The sequence below is a fragment of the Chitinophagales bacterium genome (assembly GCA_020636535.1).
GTDB lineage: Bacteria > Bacteroidota > Bacteroidia > Chitinophagales > JADIYW01 > JADJSS01.
In genome coordinates, this window is sequence record JACJXT010000011.1 from 1,157,479 (window position 1) to 1,177,592 (window position 20,114).

A 20,114-nucleotide genomic window follows, 5' to 3' on the forward strand; every position below is an offset into this window, starting at 1 on the left:
TAAACTATGATTTTGAAAGAACGCATCGCATCATTTCAACAAAATAATCAACTTATTCCTTTTGGTGTTTATGATGATTTAATTACTAATGTTGACACTAGTTTTTGGGACAAACAAGGTTTATTACTTAAAAAACGAAGAACAGAAAGAAAAGCGTGGACTTTTTTAGGTTATACATCCGAAGATTTATTTGCTGGCTTTGCTATAGCAGATGCAGGTTTAACAACTATTGCTTTTGCTTATTTCTATATTCCAAGCGAAAATTTGTTTGTAGAAGATAAAATCAACATTCCGTTTAGCTTTTCAGATGATTTCAATCCAACGCTAACAGATGATTGGAAAGTGAAAGATTATAGTATGCAAACACATCGTCAAATATTAACGGCTATTAGTAATAATAGTAAATTTAATATAGAATTTAAAATAAATTTAAATGATAATGGCGTTAGTGTAATGGCACCATCTAAAGACCGACCTTTTAATTTTACTTATAAAAATTTGGCTTTACCAACGCAAGTAAAAATCAATCATCAAGGAAAAGTATATCATAGTGAAGGCAATTTTGGTGGCATTGATTTTACCAAAGGATATCCACCACGAAGTACAAAATGGAATTGGCTGTCTATGATTGGTACTACCGAAAGTGGAAAATCAATTGCAGTAAATTTAGTCAATCACTTTAATGATAATTTAGAAAATATTATGTGGTTAAATGACGAACGCATTATTTTAAGCGATGCTTCCTTTCAAAATTCAAAACCATTAGACAAAAATCCTTGGCAAATTAAAACTGATGATGGCATTTTAGATATTTCATTTACACCATTTGGAGCAAGAAAAGAAGACATTAATTTCGTTATGATGAAGAGTTGGTTCATACAACCTTACGGAAAATTTTCAGGAACAATTCAATTTAACAACAATAAAGAAGCGTTTACGGCGTTTGGTGTAGTAGAAGATCATATAGCTTTGTGGTAATGAGTACAGAAAAAAATTATTTATCTCGATTAAAAGATATTACAACTTTTGTTTTAGATGTTGATGGTGTGTTGACTGATGGATCGTTGTTAGCTACAGAACAAGGAGAGTTGCTACGGACATTTAATGCTAAAGATGGTTTTGCTTTATTTACAGCACTGCAACAAAAATTTAATATTTGTATTATTACAGGAGGAAATTCTAAAGCTGTTTATGAAAGATTCAAACAATTAGGAATTAAACATATATACTATAAAATACACAACAAAAAAGAAGTATTAGAAAATTATATGTTAGAAACAAATACTACTGTAAATCAATTACTATATGTAGCAGATGATATTCCAGATATTCCAGCTATGAAAATGTGTGCAATAAAATGTTGTCCGAAAGATGCAGTTCCAGAAGTACAACAAATAGCAGATTATATTGCTACAAAAAATGGTGGTGATGGTTGCGTTCGAGAAATTATAGAAATGGTGTTAAAAGTTCAAGATAAATGGTTTAAATTCTAATCAATGATGTATTATTTAAAATTAGTCAGACCAATAAACTTACTCATGATTGTTATAATTATGGTATTGTTTTATATTTGTTTTATAGATGCTTCTATCTATAAGTTCTATTATTTTACACCAAATTTATCAGTAGTAGAATATAGTATTTTAACAGTAATTACGCTTCTCGTGGCAGCTGGTGGTTATATCATCAACGATTTATTTGATGTAGAAATAGACGAAATGAACAAACCAAATAAAGTAATTATCAATAAACAAATCAATGAAATAAGTGCTTATAATTTATACAAAGCATTGTCAATTTTAGCTGTACTATTAGTAATAGTATTATTAATATTAACTAAAAATATAAAATTAGCTACTATTCCAATTCTAATAATGGCAGCACTAAATTTCTATGCACAATACTTTAAAAAAATGGGTTTCTTAGGCAATATTGTCATAGCAATAAGTGCAGCAATGGTTATTTTATTGCCAGCTTTATACGAAGCAGATGTTACATTTTATTCTGATAATCAAAATGATATTACAGCAGGAATTTTTCTAGCAGGATTATTCTATGCATTATTTGCCTTTATTACTACAATCATTAGAGAAATTGTAAAAGATATAGAAGACGAAAAAGGCGATGCTTATTTTGAAGCAAAAACACTTCCAGTAAAGTTTGGTATTGTTAAAACTAAAATTATAATTAATATATTTATACTTATTTTACTGTTATTGTTACTAAGTTTTGCATTATTTTTTCCAGCGATACATGTAGATGGTATTCAGTTTTACATAATCATCTTTTTAATAGTGCCATTATTGCTGATTAATATATTGCTGTGGTTATTTAAAACTATTAAACAGTATAATATATTAAGCAACTTAATTAAATTATATATGTTAGGTGGTGTTTTAACTATGTTGTATTTTATTGGAGGAACTGGTCCAGTGTTGTTCATACAGTACATCAACTTTATGAAGCGAATATTATGACTTTAATTTACTTAGCTTCACAATCACCAAGAAGATTAAAAATATTACAAGAAGCGAACTTTATAGTAGAAGTAATTTCGGTTGATGTAGCAGAAATTTATCCAAGTAGTTTATCAGTGTATGAAGTCGCATCATATTTGGCTGAATTAAAAATGGATGCTGCATTAAAACAATATCCAAATCTAAAAAATCAAACTATTATTACAGCAGATACAGTTGTTATTTATAATAATACAATTCTTGGAAAACCTAAAGATTTAGAAGAAGCTAGGCAAATGTTAATGACATTAAATGGACAGCAACATGAAGTTATGACTGGTGTTGCTATTTATCATAATAATAAAGTTAATGTTTTAAAAGACATTACTAAAGTATATTTTAAACAATTATCTAACAATGAAATTGATGCTTACATTGCCAACTACGAAGTTTTAGACAAAGCAGGAAGTTATAACATAGAAGAATATCAAGCTATAGCGAAAATTGAAGGCAGTTATACCAATGTTGTAGGTTTGCCAATAGAAATTATTAAGAAGTTACTTAATGGTTAAGTTCATGTTTTTTATAAACTTTTTATATCAATGAGTTGTAGTATAACTATAAACAATATAAAATGTTATTTCATCAATATTTAGAGCTTACCGAGAATATAGTTAATAAAATAGTTACTACAGAACCTTACAACGATGAAGCTATTTATAATTATGTAAAGCTGAATGCATCTAGAATGAATCGTTGGTTAAAAACTTTTACACCTTCTGAGAATATTAAGAAAAAAATCGAATCTATTAATCAGCATCAAGAATGGATAATAATTACCGAACCTTGGTGTGGAGATGCTGCTCATATTGTTCCAATTATTTTCAAATTGAGTGAGTTGAATACAAATATTCACTTAAATATAAATCTTCGAGATGGAAACGACTCATTAATAGATAACTATTTGACGAATGGAAGCAAAGCAATGCCTAAATTAGTAATTAGAAATCAAACAGGAGAGGATTTAGCCGTTTGGGGACCAAGACCACAAGAAGCACAACAATTATTCTTAGATTTAAAAGCACAAGAAGTACCAGTAGAAGATGTAAAAATTGCTTTACAAAAATGGTATAATCAAGATAAAGCAATTAGTATTTGCAACGAAATAGTAGCACTTTTAAATCTATAAGTAATTTTATATATTTTTACCACAGATTCTTGACCTGTCTGCGATAGGCAGGTAAATTTCTTCGTTATATATATTACGAGATTTTCAAGTCTCACAAAACAATACACGAAAAATCTTACTACTAAAATAACTGTCATTCTGTCATTTTTAGTTTAATTATTGTATCTTTGCACTCTACTTTTACTAAGTTTATGGAAGATTTGAAAGAAATATTACAACAAAAAAAAATAGATGAAAATGCTCAAGGCACTGCTTTACAAATGAGTATGCCTATCAATCATCAAAATAACAATAAGTATTTCTATATAGAAAGCTATGGTTGTCAAATGAATTTCAGCGACAGCGAAATCGTAGCATCTATTTTATCTAAAGAAGGTTTTGGTTTAACCAACGATATTTTTCAAGCAGATATTATTTTTATCAATACTTGTTCCATTAGAGAAAAAGCAGAGCAAACAGTACGCAATCGACTCAAAAATTTCAACGATTTAAAAGAACAAAAACCTGATTTACTCATTGGTGTTTTAGGTTGTATGGCAGAACGATTGAAAAATAAATTTTTAGAAGAAGAACATTTGGTAGATATTGTAGTAGGTCCAGATGCTTATCGTAGTTTGCCAATTTTAGTAAAATCTGCCGAAGAAGGCAACAAAGCAGTTAATGTATTATTGAGTAGAGAAGAAACTTACGCCGATATTTCGCCAGTTCGTTTAGATAAAAATGGTGTCTCTGGATTTATTTCTATTATGCGTGGTTGCGATAATATGTGTTCGTTTTGTGTAGTTCCATTTACGCGTGGAAGAGAACGAAGCAGAAATCCACAAACCATTGTACAAGAAGCAAAAGATTTATTCAACAAAGGTTATAAAGAAGTTACTTTACTTGGACAAAATGTAGATTCTTATAAATGGAAAGGCGAAGATTTTATCGACGATAAAGATGCACCAACGCTTACTAATTTTGCTCAATTACTAGAAATGGTTGCTTTGGTAAATGAAGATTTAAGAGTTCGTTTTTCTACATCACATCCAAAAGATATTACAGATGAAGTTTTATATACGATGGCAAAATATGAGAACATCTGTAATTATATTCACTTGCCTGTGCAATCTGGAAATACTGAAGTGCTAGAAAGAATGAACAGAACTTATACGCGTGATTGGTATTTAGATAGAGTAAATGCTATAAAACGAATTATTCCGGATTGTGGTATTTCTTCTGATGTCATTGCTGGATTTTGTGGCGAAACCGAAGCACAACATCAAGATACGCTATCTATTATGGAAATAGTACAGTACGATATGAGTTATATGTTCTTTTATTCTGAACGACCAGGAACATTGGCTGCTAGAAAATACGAAGACGATGTTCCTTTAGACATCAAAAAAAGAAGACTAAGTGAAATTGTAGAGATACAAAATAAACTTTCGCTGTTAAAAAATGAACAAGACATAGGCAAAGTGTTTAAAGTATTGGTAGAAAAGACATCTAAGAAAAGTGAAGACGAATTGTGTGGAAGAAACTCACAAAATAAAATGATCGTTTTTCCAAAGGCAAATGCAAAAGTAGGCGACTATGTAAATGTGTTAGTAGAAACTTGCACCAAAGCAACACTCATTGGAAAAATAGTTTAAATTAAAAAATATAAATGGATTTACACTCAGTAAAACAACGATTTGGAATTATAGGCAACTCTGTACTACTCAATAGAGCTTTAGAAACAGCTATCAAAGTAGCACCAACCAATTTGTCAGTATTAATTACAGGCGAAAGTGGTGTTGGTAAAGAAGTCTTTTCGCAAATCATACATCAATTATCTGCTAGAAAACACAATAAATTTATAGCAGTAAACTGTGGTGCAATTCCAGAAGGTACTATCGACTCAGAGTTGTTTGGTCATGAAAAAGGGGCATTCACTGGTGCTACTGATAAACGAAAAGGTTATTTTGAAACGGTAAACGGCGGTACTATTTTCTTAGATGAAATAGGAGAGATGCCTATCGGAACACAAGCTCGTTTACTAAGATTATTAGAATCTGGCGAGTTCATTAAAGTAGGTTCATCAGTTCCACAAAAAACCGATGTTCGTGTGCTTGCAGCTACCAATGTCAATTTACCACAACTCATTGAGCAAGGAAAGTTTAGAGAAGACTTGTATTATCGACTTAATACAGTACCTATTCATGTTCCTGCATTAAGAGAAAGAAAAGAAGACATTCCATTACTCTTTAGAAAATTTACCATAGATTTCACCGAAAGATATAAAAGTCAGTCTATACAACTTACCGATGATGCTAAAGCCATGCTGATGAATTATCGATTTCCTGGAAACATTAGAGAATTAAAAAACATAGCAGAGCAAGTATCTGTTTTAGCAAAAGGCAAACTAGTAGATGCCAAAGAGCTAGAAAAGTTTTTGCCAAAGCAAAGCACTAGCAATTTACCAATGCTAGCGAAATCAAACGAAAGTAGTAATTTTTCAGATAGAGAAATATTATATAAAATGATATTTGAAATGAAAAATGATTTAAACGAACTTAAAAAGTTTGTTTGGGAAATGAGTCAAGGTAATGTTGAATTAGGTGATATTGATTTTTCTGATGTAGCTGATGGAAAACTGTTGAGTACTAATGAATCAAATACAGAGTACAAAACACCAATTGCAATAAAAGCTAACGGACATGCTGAAGTTGCAGAAAAAAATCCACGAATTATTTATAACGACGAACCGATTTATACTGAAGCATCTATTGCCGAAAACTTATCTATTGCAGATATGGAAAAACAACTCATTATCAAAGCATTAGAAAAACACAATGGTAAGCGAAAAGATGCTGCTTTAGATTTAGGTATCTCAGAAAGAACACTATATAGAAAAATTAAAGAATACGATTTAGAAATGTAATATGCTAATAAAACAATTTAAAATAGTAATTTTTCTACTAATGACACTAAGCATAATGTCATGTAAAATTTATCGTTTTACAGATGCAAGTGTCGACCCAAACTTAAAAACATTCAGTATTAATCCAACAGATAATATTGCTATGTTGCAAAATCCAAATGCAGCAGCCAACTTTACAGATAAACTCAAAGACAAATTTTCTAGAGAAACCAAATTAATATTAACTAATGATGCTAACTCAGATTTAGAATTTACTTGTACTATTATAGAGTACAATGTTAGTCCAATTGCAGTAACCAACACAGAGACACTAGCACAAAACCGACTGAATATTGGTGTTAAAGTAGTTTGCGTAAACAGAAAAGACGACAAAGGTTCGTATACGCAATCGTTTAGAGATGGCGAAAATTACGATGCCAATGCAGACTTATCATCAGTAGAGAACAATTTATCTAATATTATTTTTGATAGATTAGTACAACAAATTTTTAATAAATCTTTTTCTAATTGGTAATGGAGGATAAGCTACAACATATTATTCAACAACCAGAACTTTTACAAACTGTTCCACTACAACAATTAGAACAATGGATAGAAGCTTATCCAAGTATTGCTTGGTTTAAGATAGAAAAATACAGACGAAATCAGCAAGAAGAAGACTTAGCCAATACAGCAACTTATATCAACAAAAGACAGATTTTATATCAAATATTAAATGATAAAACTACTAGTAGTAATACTTTAAGTAAAAATGCAGAAAATATTGATTGTCAAATTAAAGAAACTGAAACTAACGAAGAAAGCGACCGTCATATTGAGCGAAGTATGAGCGAAATATCTCAAACAAGCAATGATGAATTAGAAACAAACAATGACACACTTCGTCATACTGAGCGAGACACGAGCGAAGTATCTCAAATTACTAATGATGAAATTGTTGAAGATAAAAAACAAGAAACACATCATAATATTGCAGACGATATTCTAGCAACCATAGCAAAACTTAAAAATCAAGAAGAAACAGAAAAAGACCAATCTCGTCATATTGAGCAAAGCGAAATATCTCAGATTATAACAGAAGAAGTTGAAACTAACGAAGAAAGCGACCGTCATATTGAGCGAAGTATGAGCGAAATATCTCAAACAAGCAATGATGAATTAGAAACAAACAATGACACACTTCGTCATACTGAGCGAGACACGAGCGAAGTATCTCAAATTACTAATGATGAAATTGTTGAAGATAAAAAACAAGAAAAACATCATAACATTGCAGACGATATTCTAGCGACCATAGCAAAACTCAAAAATCAAGAAGAAACAGAAGAAGACCAATCTCGTCATATTGAGCAAAGCGAAATATCTCAGATTATAACAGAAGAAGTTGAAACTAACGAAGAAAACAATCTTATTGAGCAAAGCGAAATATCTTACACAAACGATGACGAATTAGAAACCGAACAAAACGAAATAACACAAGCAACTACTAGTTTATTAATCGACGAAGTTTCTACTAGAACTATTCAAATACAACTAGACAACATCAACACACTACCAATAATTAAGTTCCAAGACACAGTAATTGCATCAATACAATCAATAGCGATCAACAATAATAGCGATAAAAAACCAGTAATAACCATAAACAGCATTGATGTAGAAGTATTGCCAACAATAGTGTTTAAAATGCACAAAATAAAATTGCCTAATCCAGTTCAAATTGGTGCTATTGACAATACTGAAGTAGATACTACGATTGAAGCAGATACACTATCAACAATTGAAGCAGATATAGCAACATTAGAAAACGCATTTACTGATGAATCTAACCATCATATTAAACAAAGTAGCAACAAAATATCCAATAATGGAGAATTAGAAACTATTAATGATGAAAATAATCAAAGCGAAATAGTTAAAGAAACAAGTGATACAGCAGAAATAATATTAGCAACAACCAATAATTTAGATGAAATAAAAATCACTGAAGAAGAAAATAATATAGCAGATGCTGACGATGTAATAGAAACTGATAATACAACTGAAGAAGAAGAGCAAGAAGCAGTAACAATTGACGACAATAATTTAACAGAGTTAGAATTTATAGAAGATAATGAAAAGACAGTTGCCATTAACGAACAAGAAGAACATAACTTTGTAGATTGGTTAGCTATTTTAGAAGGCGGAATACAAATTCAAACATTAAAAGAACAAGAACGCAGTTGGAGTATAGAACATCAGCATGTATTTGAAAACGAGTTTATGATTGAACACAAACAAGAAATTCAACAAACTGTTTTTGAAGAAGGCGAGTTCGACACTAAAGAAGAATTAGATGAGCAAGTAACACAACTAGCAGATAGTAGCATTAGTTTTAAACAAGAAATGATGACCGAAACTTTAGCGAAAATCTACGAAAAGCAAGGCAAGTATGAACAAGCAATAAATATTTATAACAATTTGTTATTGAAATTTCCAGAAAAAAGTAGTTACTTTGCATCTCAAATTGAAAAAATTCAAAATTTAAAATAACATGTTTACATTCATAAGTATATTAATAGTGTTGGTTTGCATCTTTATAGTATTTATTGTACTAATACAAGATCCAAAAAGTGGTGGAATGGGAAGTGCTTTTGGTGGAGGAAGTGCAGGCAACAGTATTATTGGAGCTCAAAAAGCAGGTGATATTTTAGAAAAATCTACTTGGGGAAGTGCCATTATATTATTTGTATTATGTATTGCAAGTGTTATTTTCTTACCAAAAGTAACCAACCAACAAGTAGAAAAAACACAAACAGAACAAGCAGCAGCAAGTGCACCAGTAGCAGCACCACAACAACCTGCAAGTCCAAGTGCAGCACCAACTACACCAGCAGCACCAGCACAGTAAGTTTTTTAGCATACTAAGTTTTATTAGATAAATATATCTAAAAGTGGTTTATTTGATTTATTTAAATATATTTTATGAGCAAATACTTTCCCAAAAGGCGAAATCGTCATCGCAATCAACATTGGATTCAAAGGAGACAAAAATGAGTCAGTACAAAAAATTTCCTTACATGAAATACAACACAAAACTTAGGCGTTTATTAATGGCAAACTTTTAGGTTGACAAGTTAAATCTTAGGATTTACATAATTTTATGTATTATTTTAAATAAAACGCTTGATTTAGGTATGTTATTTTATAAATATGAAATCTATAATAATTATAAAAAAAAATGCTTTTAATAAGTATTTTGTATATTTATGCAATAAAATATTTATAAACAATGAAGCATTTTTTTACTTTATTTTTGATATTAGTTAGTTCTGTGTTATTTGGTCAAACACTAGAATGTTATCCGAATATACTTCAAGAGAAACCTTATGATGTATTATATAAAGATATAGAAACAGGAATTTATATATCTAATTATGATGGTAATACACAAGTAAATGAATTGACTTATGATGGCTTAGGTGTGAGTAATGCAACTTTATCTATAGATGGAAATGGTGTTGTCCTAGTAAAATTTACAAGTTTGCCTAATTGGGACTTAATAGATTTTAATATTAATATTTGTATTATAGATGGGAGTAATGAAGAACAATGTTGTAATGAATCTATGCAATTATATTTAATTCCACCTTCCGTAATTGCTTCAGATGATAATATAAATTTTGGTAATATAGTATCTAACAATAGTTATTTTGTTGAAGTCAGTTTAAATGATAATTTCTTTTCGGAATATCCTGAAAATAGCATCATTAATGTGCCAACAAAATTTGGAAGTAGTGAAAAACAATGTCAATATTATTATGTTTTGCAAAGAGATGTAAATAACTATAATACTTTAGAAACAGAACATGCTAACATTTATATTTCAGATGATATTAATAATTCATTTGAATTAAGTAATAATATAAATTATATTCCTAAGAATATAAATACAAGTAGTTATACTGATACAATAACTTACTATGTTTGTCCTTGTAGCTATTATCATGGTAGTTATGATTTAACACATTGTGATAATTATAATAATTTAACTGATTTTCCAACCTTATGTGATTCCGCTAAAATATATATTAATGTATCGTCTATTACATCTGCACCAGTAATCACTTATGTAGGACCATACCAAACACCACCAGTACCACCTAATACTTCTACACCTTATTATTTAGGAGGTTATTTTGAATATGATGATACACTATATACTATCACTTCTGCAACTTCTAGTGTAGGTATGTTAGAGATAGATGCTGACGGTCACTCTATTTATGCCAATTTTATAGGTAGCACTTCACCATTTGGTAATTGGCAAGATGATATTGAAATTTGTTTGCAAAACAACCTTACTTCAGCAATAACTTGCGAAACCTTTGGTCCATTCTCTTGGTCAACTACTACGCCATATGTTGATGCTATTAATCCAATTTCTGTTTTTGGAGGCACTTTACAATCAGGACAAAGTTATTTTGTAAATTCATTTGATTATCCAATGCTCCATAATGTAGAAGATGATGAATTTACATATGATCATAAAATTAGATTTGAAAGAGTATATTCTATCAGTCAAAATCAACAAATTCAAAAAAGTATTAATTTAATAGAAATATTACCTTTGCCTTTATATACTAATAAGATTGAGTATAAGGTATATACGCCTATAGATATCTCCAACTACAAAGATACTTTAATTTATGTAGCTTGTCCTTGTACAAGAAATCCAGCTGATTATAATGATATTTTATGTTTAGATGAATTTGAACTACAAAACAATCCAGTTCGTCCTTTATGTGATAGCAGTATTATTGTAATACAATTTAATACAGTTTATGGTGTGCAAGCAGATACTATCAACCAAATTACTGGTCGTGTTTATTTTGATGTTAATACTAATAATCAACCAGACAATGGAGATGTATTCATTGATAATATAAAATTACAATTAGCTAAAAATAATACTACAAGTATTATTGCTACTTCAGACTCAGGCAAATTTCATTTTTATGCAGATACTGGAACTTATACACTACAACCTATTACTAACTTTAGTAATTTTAGTACTACACCAACTAATTATAACATTTCGTATAATAATTACGGAAATAGTGATACTTTCAATTTTAAAGTAAATCCAACCGCTTTAGTAAATGATGCATCTGTTACTTTAATTAATAATTTCAGAACACGACCTAATAATGCTAATAGTTATACTGCTATTGTTCAAAATGAAAGTGCTGCTTCGTATAATGGTGTGCTAAAAGTGTTATTGTCAGAAAATGTAGCATATCAATCTTCAAGTCCAAGTCCAACTAATATTATTAATGATACTTTGTTTTTTACTATTACGAACTTGCCAATGTATAATCAACAAAGAATTACCATTAATTTTATAGGAGATATTGCATTACAAAACGGACAGGTAATTAAGAGTATAGCCAATATCAATAATAATCAAACAGATGTTACGCCAAGCAATAATGAAACAAGTTTATTAGAAACTATTGCGACATCTTATGATCCAAACGAAAAAGTAGTCGATAATACTATTATTCATCCACAATTAATTGGCAATAGCGAATACAGTTTGTTATACACTATACATTTTCAAAACATAGGTAATGATACAGCTTTTAATATTGTAATTTATGATACATTAGATAATAATTTGAATTGGAATACTATTCAACCAATTACTGCTTCACACAATTATTCGTTTGAACAAAACAATGGTAAATATATACAATTTAAGTTTAATAATATATATATGGTAGATAGCAATACAAATGAAACACTTAGTCATGGTTTTGTGTCTTATACCATTCAACCAAAATCGTCGTTGCAAATAGCAGATTATATTCAAAACAAGGCATCAATAGTGTTTGATTATAATGCACCAATTATTACCAATACTACAATGAGTGTAGTCATGAACACTACAACCAATAACGATACTGCAATCTGTGAAGGACAATCACTAACACTTACAGCACAAGGAGCAAGTAATTATTTATGGAATAACAGTCAAACAGGAAGTAATATTACTGTTTCTCCAAGTACTACTACAAATTATATTGTAACAGGTTCGGTACAAGGCATTACACAAAACGATACCGTAAATGTTACTGTTAAACCATTACCCAATGCATCTTTTACAGAAAATGTAAATAATAATTCAGTTTCAGTTACAGCAAATAATGGCAACGATTTGTATAGTTGGAATTTTGGTGATGGTACAACTTCTACAGAGCAAAATCCAACACATCAATATACAGGAAACGGACAGTACACCATCACACTCAATACTTCATTAGATGGTTGTGAAAACACCAGCACTAAGCAAATCAATATTACAATAACTGCTATTAAAAATAATATATCATTTGTAGAAGATGCAAAAGTATTTGTCAATAATAATCAACAAATAGAATTGAATTTATTATCTAATAAGTATGCCGACTTTAATATTAGTCTATATGATATTAGTGGAAAAATATTAAATACTAGAAATTACAATAAAGTAAATAGTATTAACCAAAAGATAGATGTAGCAACTTTATCAAAAGGCATTTACTTTATGAATATACAATCTGGCAAAGAATTAATGTCGTATAAAATAGTATTAAATTGAAATATATATTATGAAATTTATTATCCTTTTTTTATTATTATATTTTGTGCAGTTTGCTTTCTCCAATGAACCTAATTGTCAACTAACTTTAAAAAAAGATACACTACAAATTAATTCAGCCGCTTACCAAAAATTAAAACTTAAAAGCAAACGACAATTGATAAGTGGTGGTGTTATTACAGGAACACTTTTACTAACTGGAGTAACTACTATGATTTATGGTGGAGTTTTAATAAATAAAAACAAAGAGGAAAATCCAATTGGTAGTATTGGTTTAGCTGGATTTTTTAGTATAGGAATGTTTGAATCTATTGCTGGTGTAACTGTTGGCATTCCATTAATTATCTCAGGAAAAGTAAAGCAAAATAAAATTGAAAAACAAGCTACTAAATACTAAATATTTTACTTATCATTGTACTATGATTAAAACAAACAAATTTTGGTGGTGGACAAGCTGAATCTTTTTCGGTACAGTATAAATCTATCATCAATATAGTATATTTGTCCCGATTTTTTGTCGGGACATTTTTTTTAATGCAAAACAAAGTAAAATGTACACTATAACTACGCAATATAAAAAAACAATAGCCGATATGCTTACACCAGTAAGTATTTATCTGCGATTAAGAGCCAAATTTAAAAATAGTATTTTATTAGAAAGTTCCGACTATCATGGTGATGAACACAATTATTCCTATATCTGTTTTCATCCAATTGCAGGATTTAAAGTAGAAAATAATAATCTTATTTCGTATATTAATAATCAGGAACAAATACAAAACATAACACCAAATAGCTTATCTAATCAAATCAACGACTATTTAAAACAATTTTTATATAATAATATAAATGAAAAATGTATTAGTAATGGATTGTTTGGTTATATGTCTTACGATGCTGTTCAATATTTTGAAGATATTCAATTCATTAATAAAAATCAACTTATACCAGATATGCAATATCATTTTTATCAATATATTATTGCATTCAACCATTTTAATCAAGAATTATTTATTATAAAAAATTCAATCGAAGGAATACAAAATCACTATGCTTCATTGGAAGAAATTGAAAGCATGATTAAGTACAGTCCATTACATCTCGATTATTTTAATGTAGATACTAATAAAACTTCTAATATTACTGATGAAGATTACCTAAACATGGTACAAAAAGGAAAGGAGAGTTGCTACAGAGGTGATGTCTTTCAAATTGTTTTATCTCGTCAGTTTCAATATCAATATCAAGGTGATGATTTTAATATATATCGTGCATTAAGAAGTATCAATCCATCGCCTTATTGTTTTTATTTTGATTACGATAATTTTCGATTAATGGGAGCTTCTCCAGAAGCACAACTTATCATTCAAAATAACAAAGTAACCATTCATCCAATTGCAGGAACTTTCAGAAGAACAGGAAATGATGTTCAAGATGCAGAGCTTGCTAAGAAACTAGCAGATGATCCAAAAGAAAATGCTGAACATATTATGTTGGTAGATTTAGCACGAAACGATTTATCTCGTAGCGGAAAAAATACAAGCGTAGAAGTTTATAAAGAAGTACAATATTATTCACATGTCATCCATTTAGTGTCTAAAGTTAGTAGCAATATTACAGAGCAAACCAATAAAATTAAAATGATTGGAGATACTTTTCCAGCAGGCACTTTGTCTGGTTCTCCAAAATATAAAGCCATGCAACTTATCGACCAATATGAAAATAGAGCAAGAACTTTTTATGGTGGAGCTATTGGTCATTTACAATTTAATGGTGATTTTAATCACGCGATTATGATTAGAACTTTGATGAGCAAAGACAATACATTGACACTACAAGCAGGTGCTGGTGTGGTAGCAGACTCAAAACCTGAGAGCGAATTACAAGAAGTAGAAAACAAATTAGCAGCACTTAACAAAGCTATCTTGTATGCAACAGAAATTTAATTGTTAGTGTTGTTGATATCTTGTACAAAATTTCAGAAACGAAATAGCATTATCTAAAATTCTTATTCTGAATAATAAATGTCTTTTGTCGAGAAATCATATTAAATAATGAATTCTATGAATATTGCTATTCTTCAATCTAAAACAACATGCCAGCTATGGCTGCGGTTAAGAAACAAGCTATAGAACCACCAATTAATGCTTTTACACCAAGCTCTGCTAAGTCGGCTCTTCTGTTTGGAGCCAAAGCACCAATACCACCAATTTGTATACCAATCGAAGCAATATTAGAAAATCCACATAACGCATAAGTCGCTATAATTACAGACTTTGGATTATTGAACAAACCTTCTGCTTTTAATGTTCCTAATGAAGAATATGCTACAAACTCGTTGATAATAGTTTTTTCGCCAAGTAATCTTCCTACGGTAACTATATCATGACTTGGCGTACCTAATACCCAAGCAATTGGAGCAAATAGTAATCCAAATATATATTCTAAACTCAATGATGGATACTTGCCAGCAGTTGCCATATTAATCATTTCATTTAATGAATAATATTTTTTAAGATGTAAGCTTCCAGCAAATCCTAAAAATACATTTACTAAATAGATGAATGCAATAAATACCAATAGCATAGCACCAACATTAACTGCTAGTCGTAAACCATCGCCAGTACCAATAGAAATTGCTTCTAGTGCATTAATGCCATTTTTTTGGTCAGAAATATGCAACTCTTGTTCCAATCTACCGTATTCAGTTTCTGGAAATAATATTTTAGATGCTACAATAGCAGCAGGTGCAGACATGATCGAAGCACTTAGCAAATGTGTAGCAAAGATTACTTGTTCAGCTTTGCTAGAACCACCTAAAAATCCAATGTAGGCAGCTAAAACACCACCAGCAATAGTTGCCATTCCACCAGTCATCAAACACAATAATTCCGATTTTGTCATATTGGCGATGTAAGGTTTTACTAATAGTGGCGATTCTGTTTGTCCCATAAAAATATTTCCAGCAGCAGACAGTGATTCTGGACCAGACAGTCGCATAGTTTTTTTCATCACCCAAGCAAAAGCATAGACTACTTTTTGTAAGATGCCTAAGTAGTACAATAAAGAAGATAAGGCAGAAAAGAATATAATTGTTGGTAATATTCTAAAAGCAAAATTAATAACAGGCGATTCAATTTGTCCGTTTACAAAAGAACGCAATAAGAAATCAGTTCCTGCATTGGTGCAATTAATGATTTGTGTAAAACCATTAGCAAAAAATTCAAAGAATACTCTTACATATTCTACTTTTATTACTAACAAACCAAATATAATTTGTAATGCAATACCAGTAGCTACTAATTTCCAGTCAATTGCTTTTCTGTTATTGCTAAATCCAACTAAAATAACTAGTAGAATAATAATGCCCAAAATACCTCTAAAAATGCTGTGTAAATCCATTCAATAATTTTAAAAGATGAAAAATAGTAAAATAATGTGTATTGATTTAGTTTATACAATTAAAGTATTCCACATTATTTTGGTGCTCTTATTAATAAGATAATTGCGACTATAGAAAAAATGATATTAGGAATCCATGCACCAATTAATGGATCGAGATTGCCTTTAGTAGCAAACACTGATGAAAATTGTTGTATAATGATATAAGCACCACTTATTAGTAAGCCAAGTACTAAATAAATGCCCATTCCATTTCGTACTTTGTGTGTAGTCATAGCAACACCAATTACAGTCAAAATGATAACACTAAAAGGAATTGCTGTTCTTCTATATTTTTCAAGTTCAAAAAAAGAAACATCTTCTGCACCTTTTTTAACTTGGTCGTCTATAAATTCAGAAAGTTTGTCGGTAGTCATTGTTTCTGTATCGTAGACTTCTAGTATAAAATCTTCTGCTTGAATAGGTAAGTACATCGTAGTATCTACACCAGTCGTTAAGCTGTCTTTTGGCGAATCGTATTTTCTAATTTTATAGTGTTTGATTTTCCATTTATTACTAATAGAATCGTATTGACAATTTTGTGCTTCTAACCGATATTTAACCGTATTGCTGTCAATTACTTCTAGTGTAATGTTACTTGCATTATTGGTATTTTCTGTATAGAATTGAGCATAAAAAAAAGTGTCATTGCTTAGTTGAAAATGATAATTCTGCCTATAAGTTTTATCATCTTTTTTGGTAGAATAGGTTTCTTCAAATTGAATTCTAGCTGCATTTTGTTTAGGTAAGATGTTGTGATTGTAGTATCCAAAGAAAAGAGCTAAAGCACAAGCAGTAAATAAATAAGGCAACAATAATCTATAAAAACTAATACCACCGTTTAGTATACATATGACTTCGGTATTGGCTGTTAATCGTGAAGTAAAATAAATAACAGAAATAAATACAAATAAAGGTGCAAGAAGCAATCCAATCCAAGGAATAAAATTAAAGTAATAATCAAAAATAACTGCTTTAAAAGGAGCTTGGTTGCTAATTAAGTTGTCTATTTTCTCAGTGATGTCTATTACAACTGCAATCAATGTCAATAAAAATATAGCAAAGAAAAAAGTTACTAAAAATTGTTTAATGATATATTTGTCTAATACTTTAAACATGTATTTAATAATTTTTTATCAATTTATAATTGATGCTAATAGAGTCATTAGGAAATTTAGTCACTAAATATCTTCTGATTGAACTTTCCATTTCTTTAGGAATCATATCGTCAGTAACAATAAATAGTGGAATATGAGTTTTTGATGCATCTACGAAATTCATATCAATAATACCAAATGCTTTAACTTTAGGTTCAATAGCATGAAGCTCAGTTAATATATCTTTTTCTTCTTGATTTTGATTATGAATAGCCGCTTGTAAATTCTGATAAGCCACTAAACTATCTTGTAGTGCAACAATTTTTTGTTGATCGGCAGTTTCCTTTTCAGAACTTTGGGCAATATATTCCTTAGCAGATTTGAATTTAATACTAGGATTTTTTAAACCATAAAACTCCGAATTTTCTATTATAATTTTTTGAACATTACTATCAATATCAGACAAAGTAAATACTTCAATTTCGTTTTTAGTATAAGAACTATTGTACTTTAGTACAGGAATGTTTTTATTTTCAATTTCATCTGCAACATAGTTTTTAGTGTTTTCGGTAAACTTGGTTTTTTGTACTAGTGTATATCCCATGTAAATACTTGGAATAATTGTAAGTAGTATTATTAAATAAAATATAGTATTAATTCTTTTTTTACTAATTCCTTCAGCATAAACAAAATTAGGTACTCTAAAAATAACTTTAGATACCATAAATGTAGCAAAGGCAATCATTACACAATTAATAATAAATAAGTAAGTAGCACCAGCAAAGCAAGAAAAATTAAAATTGGCAATTCCAAATCCAGCTACACAGAGTGGAGGCATTAATGCAGTAGCAATGGCAACACCTGGAATAATATTACTTTTTTCTTTTCTAGTAAAAGCAACAATACCTGCTACACCACCAAAAAAAGCAATTAAAACATCGTAAGCAGTTGGAAAAGTTCGACCAGTTATTTCACTTCCCATTTCTTTAAACGGACTTATCCAAAAATAAATGCTAGCAGTAACTACACTTATTATTACAAAAGTGAGGAAGTTTTTCGCTGCTTGTTTAAACATCTCTAGGTTGAAAGTTGCTAGTGCATAACCAATACCAATAATTGGTCCCATTAATGGCGAAATTAACATAGCACCAATAATTACAGCAGTAGAATTCATATTTAAACCAACAGAAGCAATTAAAATAGCGGCAATTAAAGCCCAAAGGTTAGTGCCTTTAAACTCGCTGGCTTGTTTAATATTACTAACAATAAGTGTTTCATTCAATTGGTCTATACGCAAATCGAAATACGATTTTAAGATAGATTTAATTGGATTTATGCTCATCTATAGATAAATTTTGTCTAAAAATAAGCTTTATTCTGAATAATTAATTTAATAAGATGGCATTATTGACCAAGATATAGTAATTTTGAACTATATATGATTAAACACATACCAAATTCGTTGACCATTTTTAATTTATTATGTGGTATTACTGCTATCATCTTTTGTTTATATGGAGATTATAATAAAGTACCAATTTTAATGGCTTTAGCATTATTAGCCGATTTTTTAGATGGTTTTGTTGCACGAGCATTAAAAGTAAAATCTGATATTGGAGCACAATTAGATTCATTAGCTGATATGGTAACCTTTGGTGTGTTACCAGCTATTATGATATATACTATGTTATCGTATAAATCTATTTTGCCACCAATGGAAACAACAGCCAATATATTACAGTATGAGTTGCCTTTAAATATTACAACACCATACGCTTTTATTGCTTTGGTTTATGCTATGGCTGCTTGTTGGCGATTGGCAAAGTTTAATATTGATACTAGACAAACAGAAAATTTTATTGGCGTAGCAACACCAGCAGCAGCAATATTTGTATTAGGACTGTATATGTCATTCAACACTGTTTATGTAAACCATTTAGATTGGTTTTATCATCACAAAGGTATGCTAGATGGATTTATTTATCATTTGCCATTAACAATCGTTTTTAAATCATCTGTGATAATTGTATATACATTACTGATTTCTTTTTTAATGGTGAGTGAAATTCCATTTTTTAGTTTAAAAGGAAATCCGTTTAAAAATAAGTGGTTTCTAGCAGTTATCGTATTGAGTTTACCAATGCCATTTTTATTAGGTTGGATGTCTTTATCAAAAATAATTGGTATTTATATTTTTATTAATATCATTAAATTTTTTGTAGACAGAAATAAAGTAAAAAAAGAAATATAGTTTAATGTCTAATTTAGTAATAAAAGTTTTTATATGAAATAGTGTACTTATTATAGTTCTGTTTTAATAATATTTTTCTAGTTTAATCTTTGTAATCATTTTATATAAAGAAACTCCAATATACACTTTTATAACTAACTAGAAATAGGTATA

At 29.6% G+C, this 20,114-nt stretch carries 17 protein-coding genes; 14 read left to right on the forward strand and 3 right to left on the reverse strand.

The features are described 5' to 3' along the window. Positions 1-6 precede the first annotated feature (6 nt). From H6553_05315 to H6553_05375, 13 genes are all read left to right on the forward strand, one after another. Complete coding sequence (locus H6553_05315) at positions 7-978, forward strand: DUF2804 family protein (GenBank protein MCB9033235.1); 972 nt, start codon at positions 7-9, stop codon at positions 976-978. Beyond that, positions 978-1,493 carry an HAD hydrolase family protein gene (locus H6553_05320; GenBank protein ID MCB9033236.1) on the forward strand — a complete coding sequence of 172 codons (516 nt, stop codon included), beginning with the start codon at positions 978-980 and terminating at the stop codon, positions 1,491-1,493. The genes H6553_05315 and H6553_05320 overlap by 1 nt, the downstream gene beginning before the upstream one ends. 3 nt (positions 1,494-1,496) lie before the next feature. Continuing rightward, positions 1,497-2,477: a UbiA family prenyltransferase gene (locus H6553_05325; GenBank protein ID MCB9033237.1), complete on the forward strand. Its 981-nt coding sequence runs from the start codon at positions 1,497-1,499 to the stop codon at positions 2,475-2,477. Continuing rightward, entirely contained in the window at positions 2,474-3,028 is a 555-nt protein-coding gene (maf, locus tag H6553_05330) for a septum formation protein Maf (GenBank protein MCB9033238.1), read from the forward strand. The genes H6553_05325 and maf overlap by 4 nt, the downstream gene beginning before the upstream one ends. Positions 3,029-3,090: 62 nt before the next feature. Further along, positions 3,091-3,645, forward strand: coding sequence for a thioredoxin family protein (locus tag H6553_05335; protein ID MCB9033239.1), 555 nt, complete (start codon positions 3,091-3,093; stop codon positions 3,643-3,645). A gap of 191 nt (positions 3,646-3,836) precedes the next feature. Further along, positions 3,837-5,279 (forward strand): tRNA (N6-isopentenyl adenosine(37)-C2)-methylthiotransferase MiaB, encoded by a 1,443-nt coding sequence (gene miaB / locus H6553_05340; GenBank protein MCB9033240.1) that lies wholly within the window; start codon positions 3,837-3,839, stop codon positions 5,277-5,279. A 14-nt stretch (positions 5,280-5,293) separates the two neighbouring features. Then, positions 5,294-6,550, forward strand: coding sequence for a sigma-54-dependent Fis family transcriptional regulator (locus H6553_05345; protein ID MCB9033241.1), 1,257 nt, complete (start codon positions 5,294-5,296; stop codon positions 6,548-6,550). A 55-nt stretch (positions 6,551-6,605) separates the two neighbouring features. Further along, the gene (locus H6553_05350) at positions 6,606-7,064 is read left to right on the forward strand and encodes a hypothetical protein (protein MCB9033242.1); all 459 of its coding nucleotides are present in this window, start codon (positions 6,606-6,608) and stop codon (positions 7,062-7,064) included. Next, a complete protein-coding gene (locus H6553_05355; GenBank protein MCB9033243.1) occupies positions 7,064-9,082 on the forward strand; it encodes a hypothetical protein in 2,019 nt (672 codons plus the stop codon). The genes H6553_05350 and H6553_05355 overlap by 1 nt, the downstream gene beginning before the upstream one ends. 1 nt (position 9,083) lies before the next feature. Further along, complete coding sequence (secG, locus tag H6553_05360; GenBank protein MCB9033244.1) at positions 9,084-9,440, forward strand: preprotein translocase subunit SecG; 357 nt, start codon at positions 9,084-9,086, stop codon at positions 9,438-9,440. 381 nt (positions 9,441-9,821) lie between these two features. Then, positions 9,822-13,172 carry a T9SS type A sorting domain-containing protein gene (locus H6553_05365; GenBank protein MCB9033245.1) on the forward strand — a complete coding sequence of 1,117 codons (3,351 nt, stop codon included), beginning with the start codon at positions 9,822-9,824 and terminating at the stop codon, positions 13,170-13,172. A 10-nt stretch (positions 13,173-13,182) separates the two neighbouring features. Then, on the forward strand, positions 13,183-13,569 hold the full coding sequence (locus H6553_05370; GenBank protein MCB9033246.1) for a hypothetical protein: 387 nt from the start codon (positions 13,183-13,185) through the stop codon (positions 13,567-13,569). Positions 13,570-13,723: 154 nt separating this feature from the next. Further along, positions 13,724-15,118, forward strand: coding sequence for an anthranilate synthase component I family protein (locus H6553_05375; GenBank protein ID MCB9033247.1), 1,395 nt, complete (start codon positions 13,724-13,726; stop codon positions 15,116-15,118). Positions 15,119-15,257: 139 nt separating this feature from the next. Here the strand turns inward: H6553_05375 and H6553_05380 are convergent, their stop codons facing one another. The 3 genes from H6553_05380 to H6553_05390 all read right to left on the reverse strand — a co-directional run bounded on the left by H6553_05380 (position 15,258) and on the right by H6553_05390 (position 19,052). Then, entirely contained in the window at positions 15,258-16,574 is a 1,317-nt protein-coding gene (locus H6553_05380) for a hypothetical protein (GenBank protein MCB9033248.1), read from the reverse strand. 74 nt (positions 16,575-16,648) lie between these two features. Then, positions 16,649-17,731, reverse strand: coding sequence for an LptF/LptG family permease (locus H6553_05385; GenBank protein ID MCB9033249.1), 1,083 nt, complete (start codon positions 17,729-17,731; stop codon positions 16,649-16,651). A 4-nt stretch (positions 17,732-17,735) separates the two neighbouring features. Then, complete coding sequence (locus H6553_05390; GenBank protein MCB9033250.1) at positions 17,736-19,052, reverse strand: DUF389 domain-containing protein; 1,317 nt, start codon at positions 19,050-19,052, stop codon at positions 17,736-17,738. A gap of 96 nt (positions 19,053-19,148) precedes the next feature. Between H6553_05390 and H6553_05395 the strand changes: the two genes are divergently transcribed. After that, positions 19,149-19,961 (forward strand): CDP-alcohol phosphatidyltransferase family protein, encoded by an 813-nt coding sequence (locus tag H6553_05395; protein ID MCB9033251.1) that lies wholly within the window; start codon positions 19,149-19,151, stop codon positions 19,959-19,961. Positions 19,962-20,114: the final 153 nt, after the last annotated feature.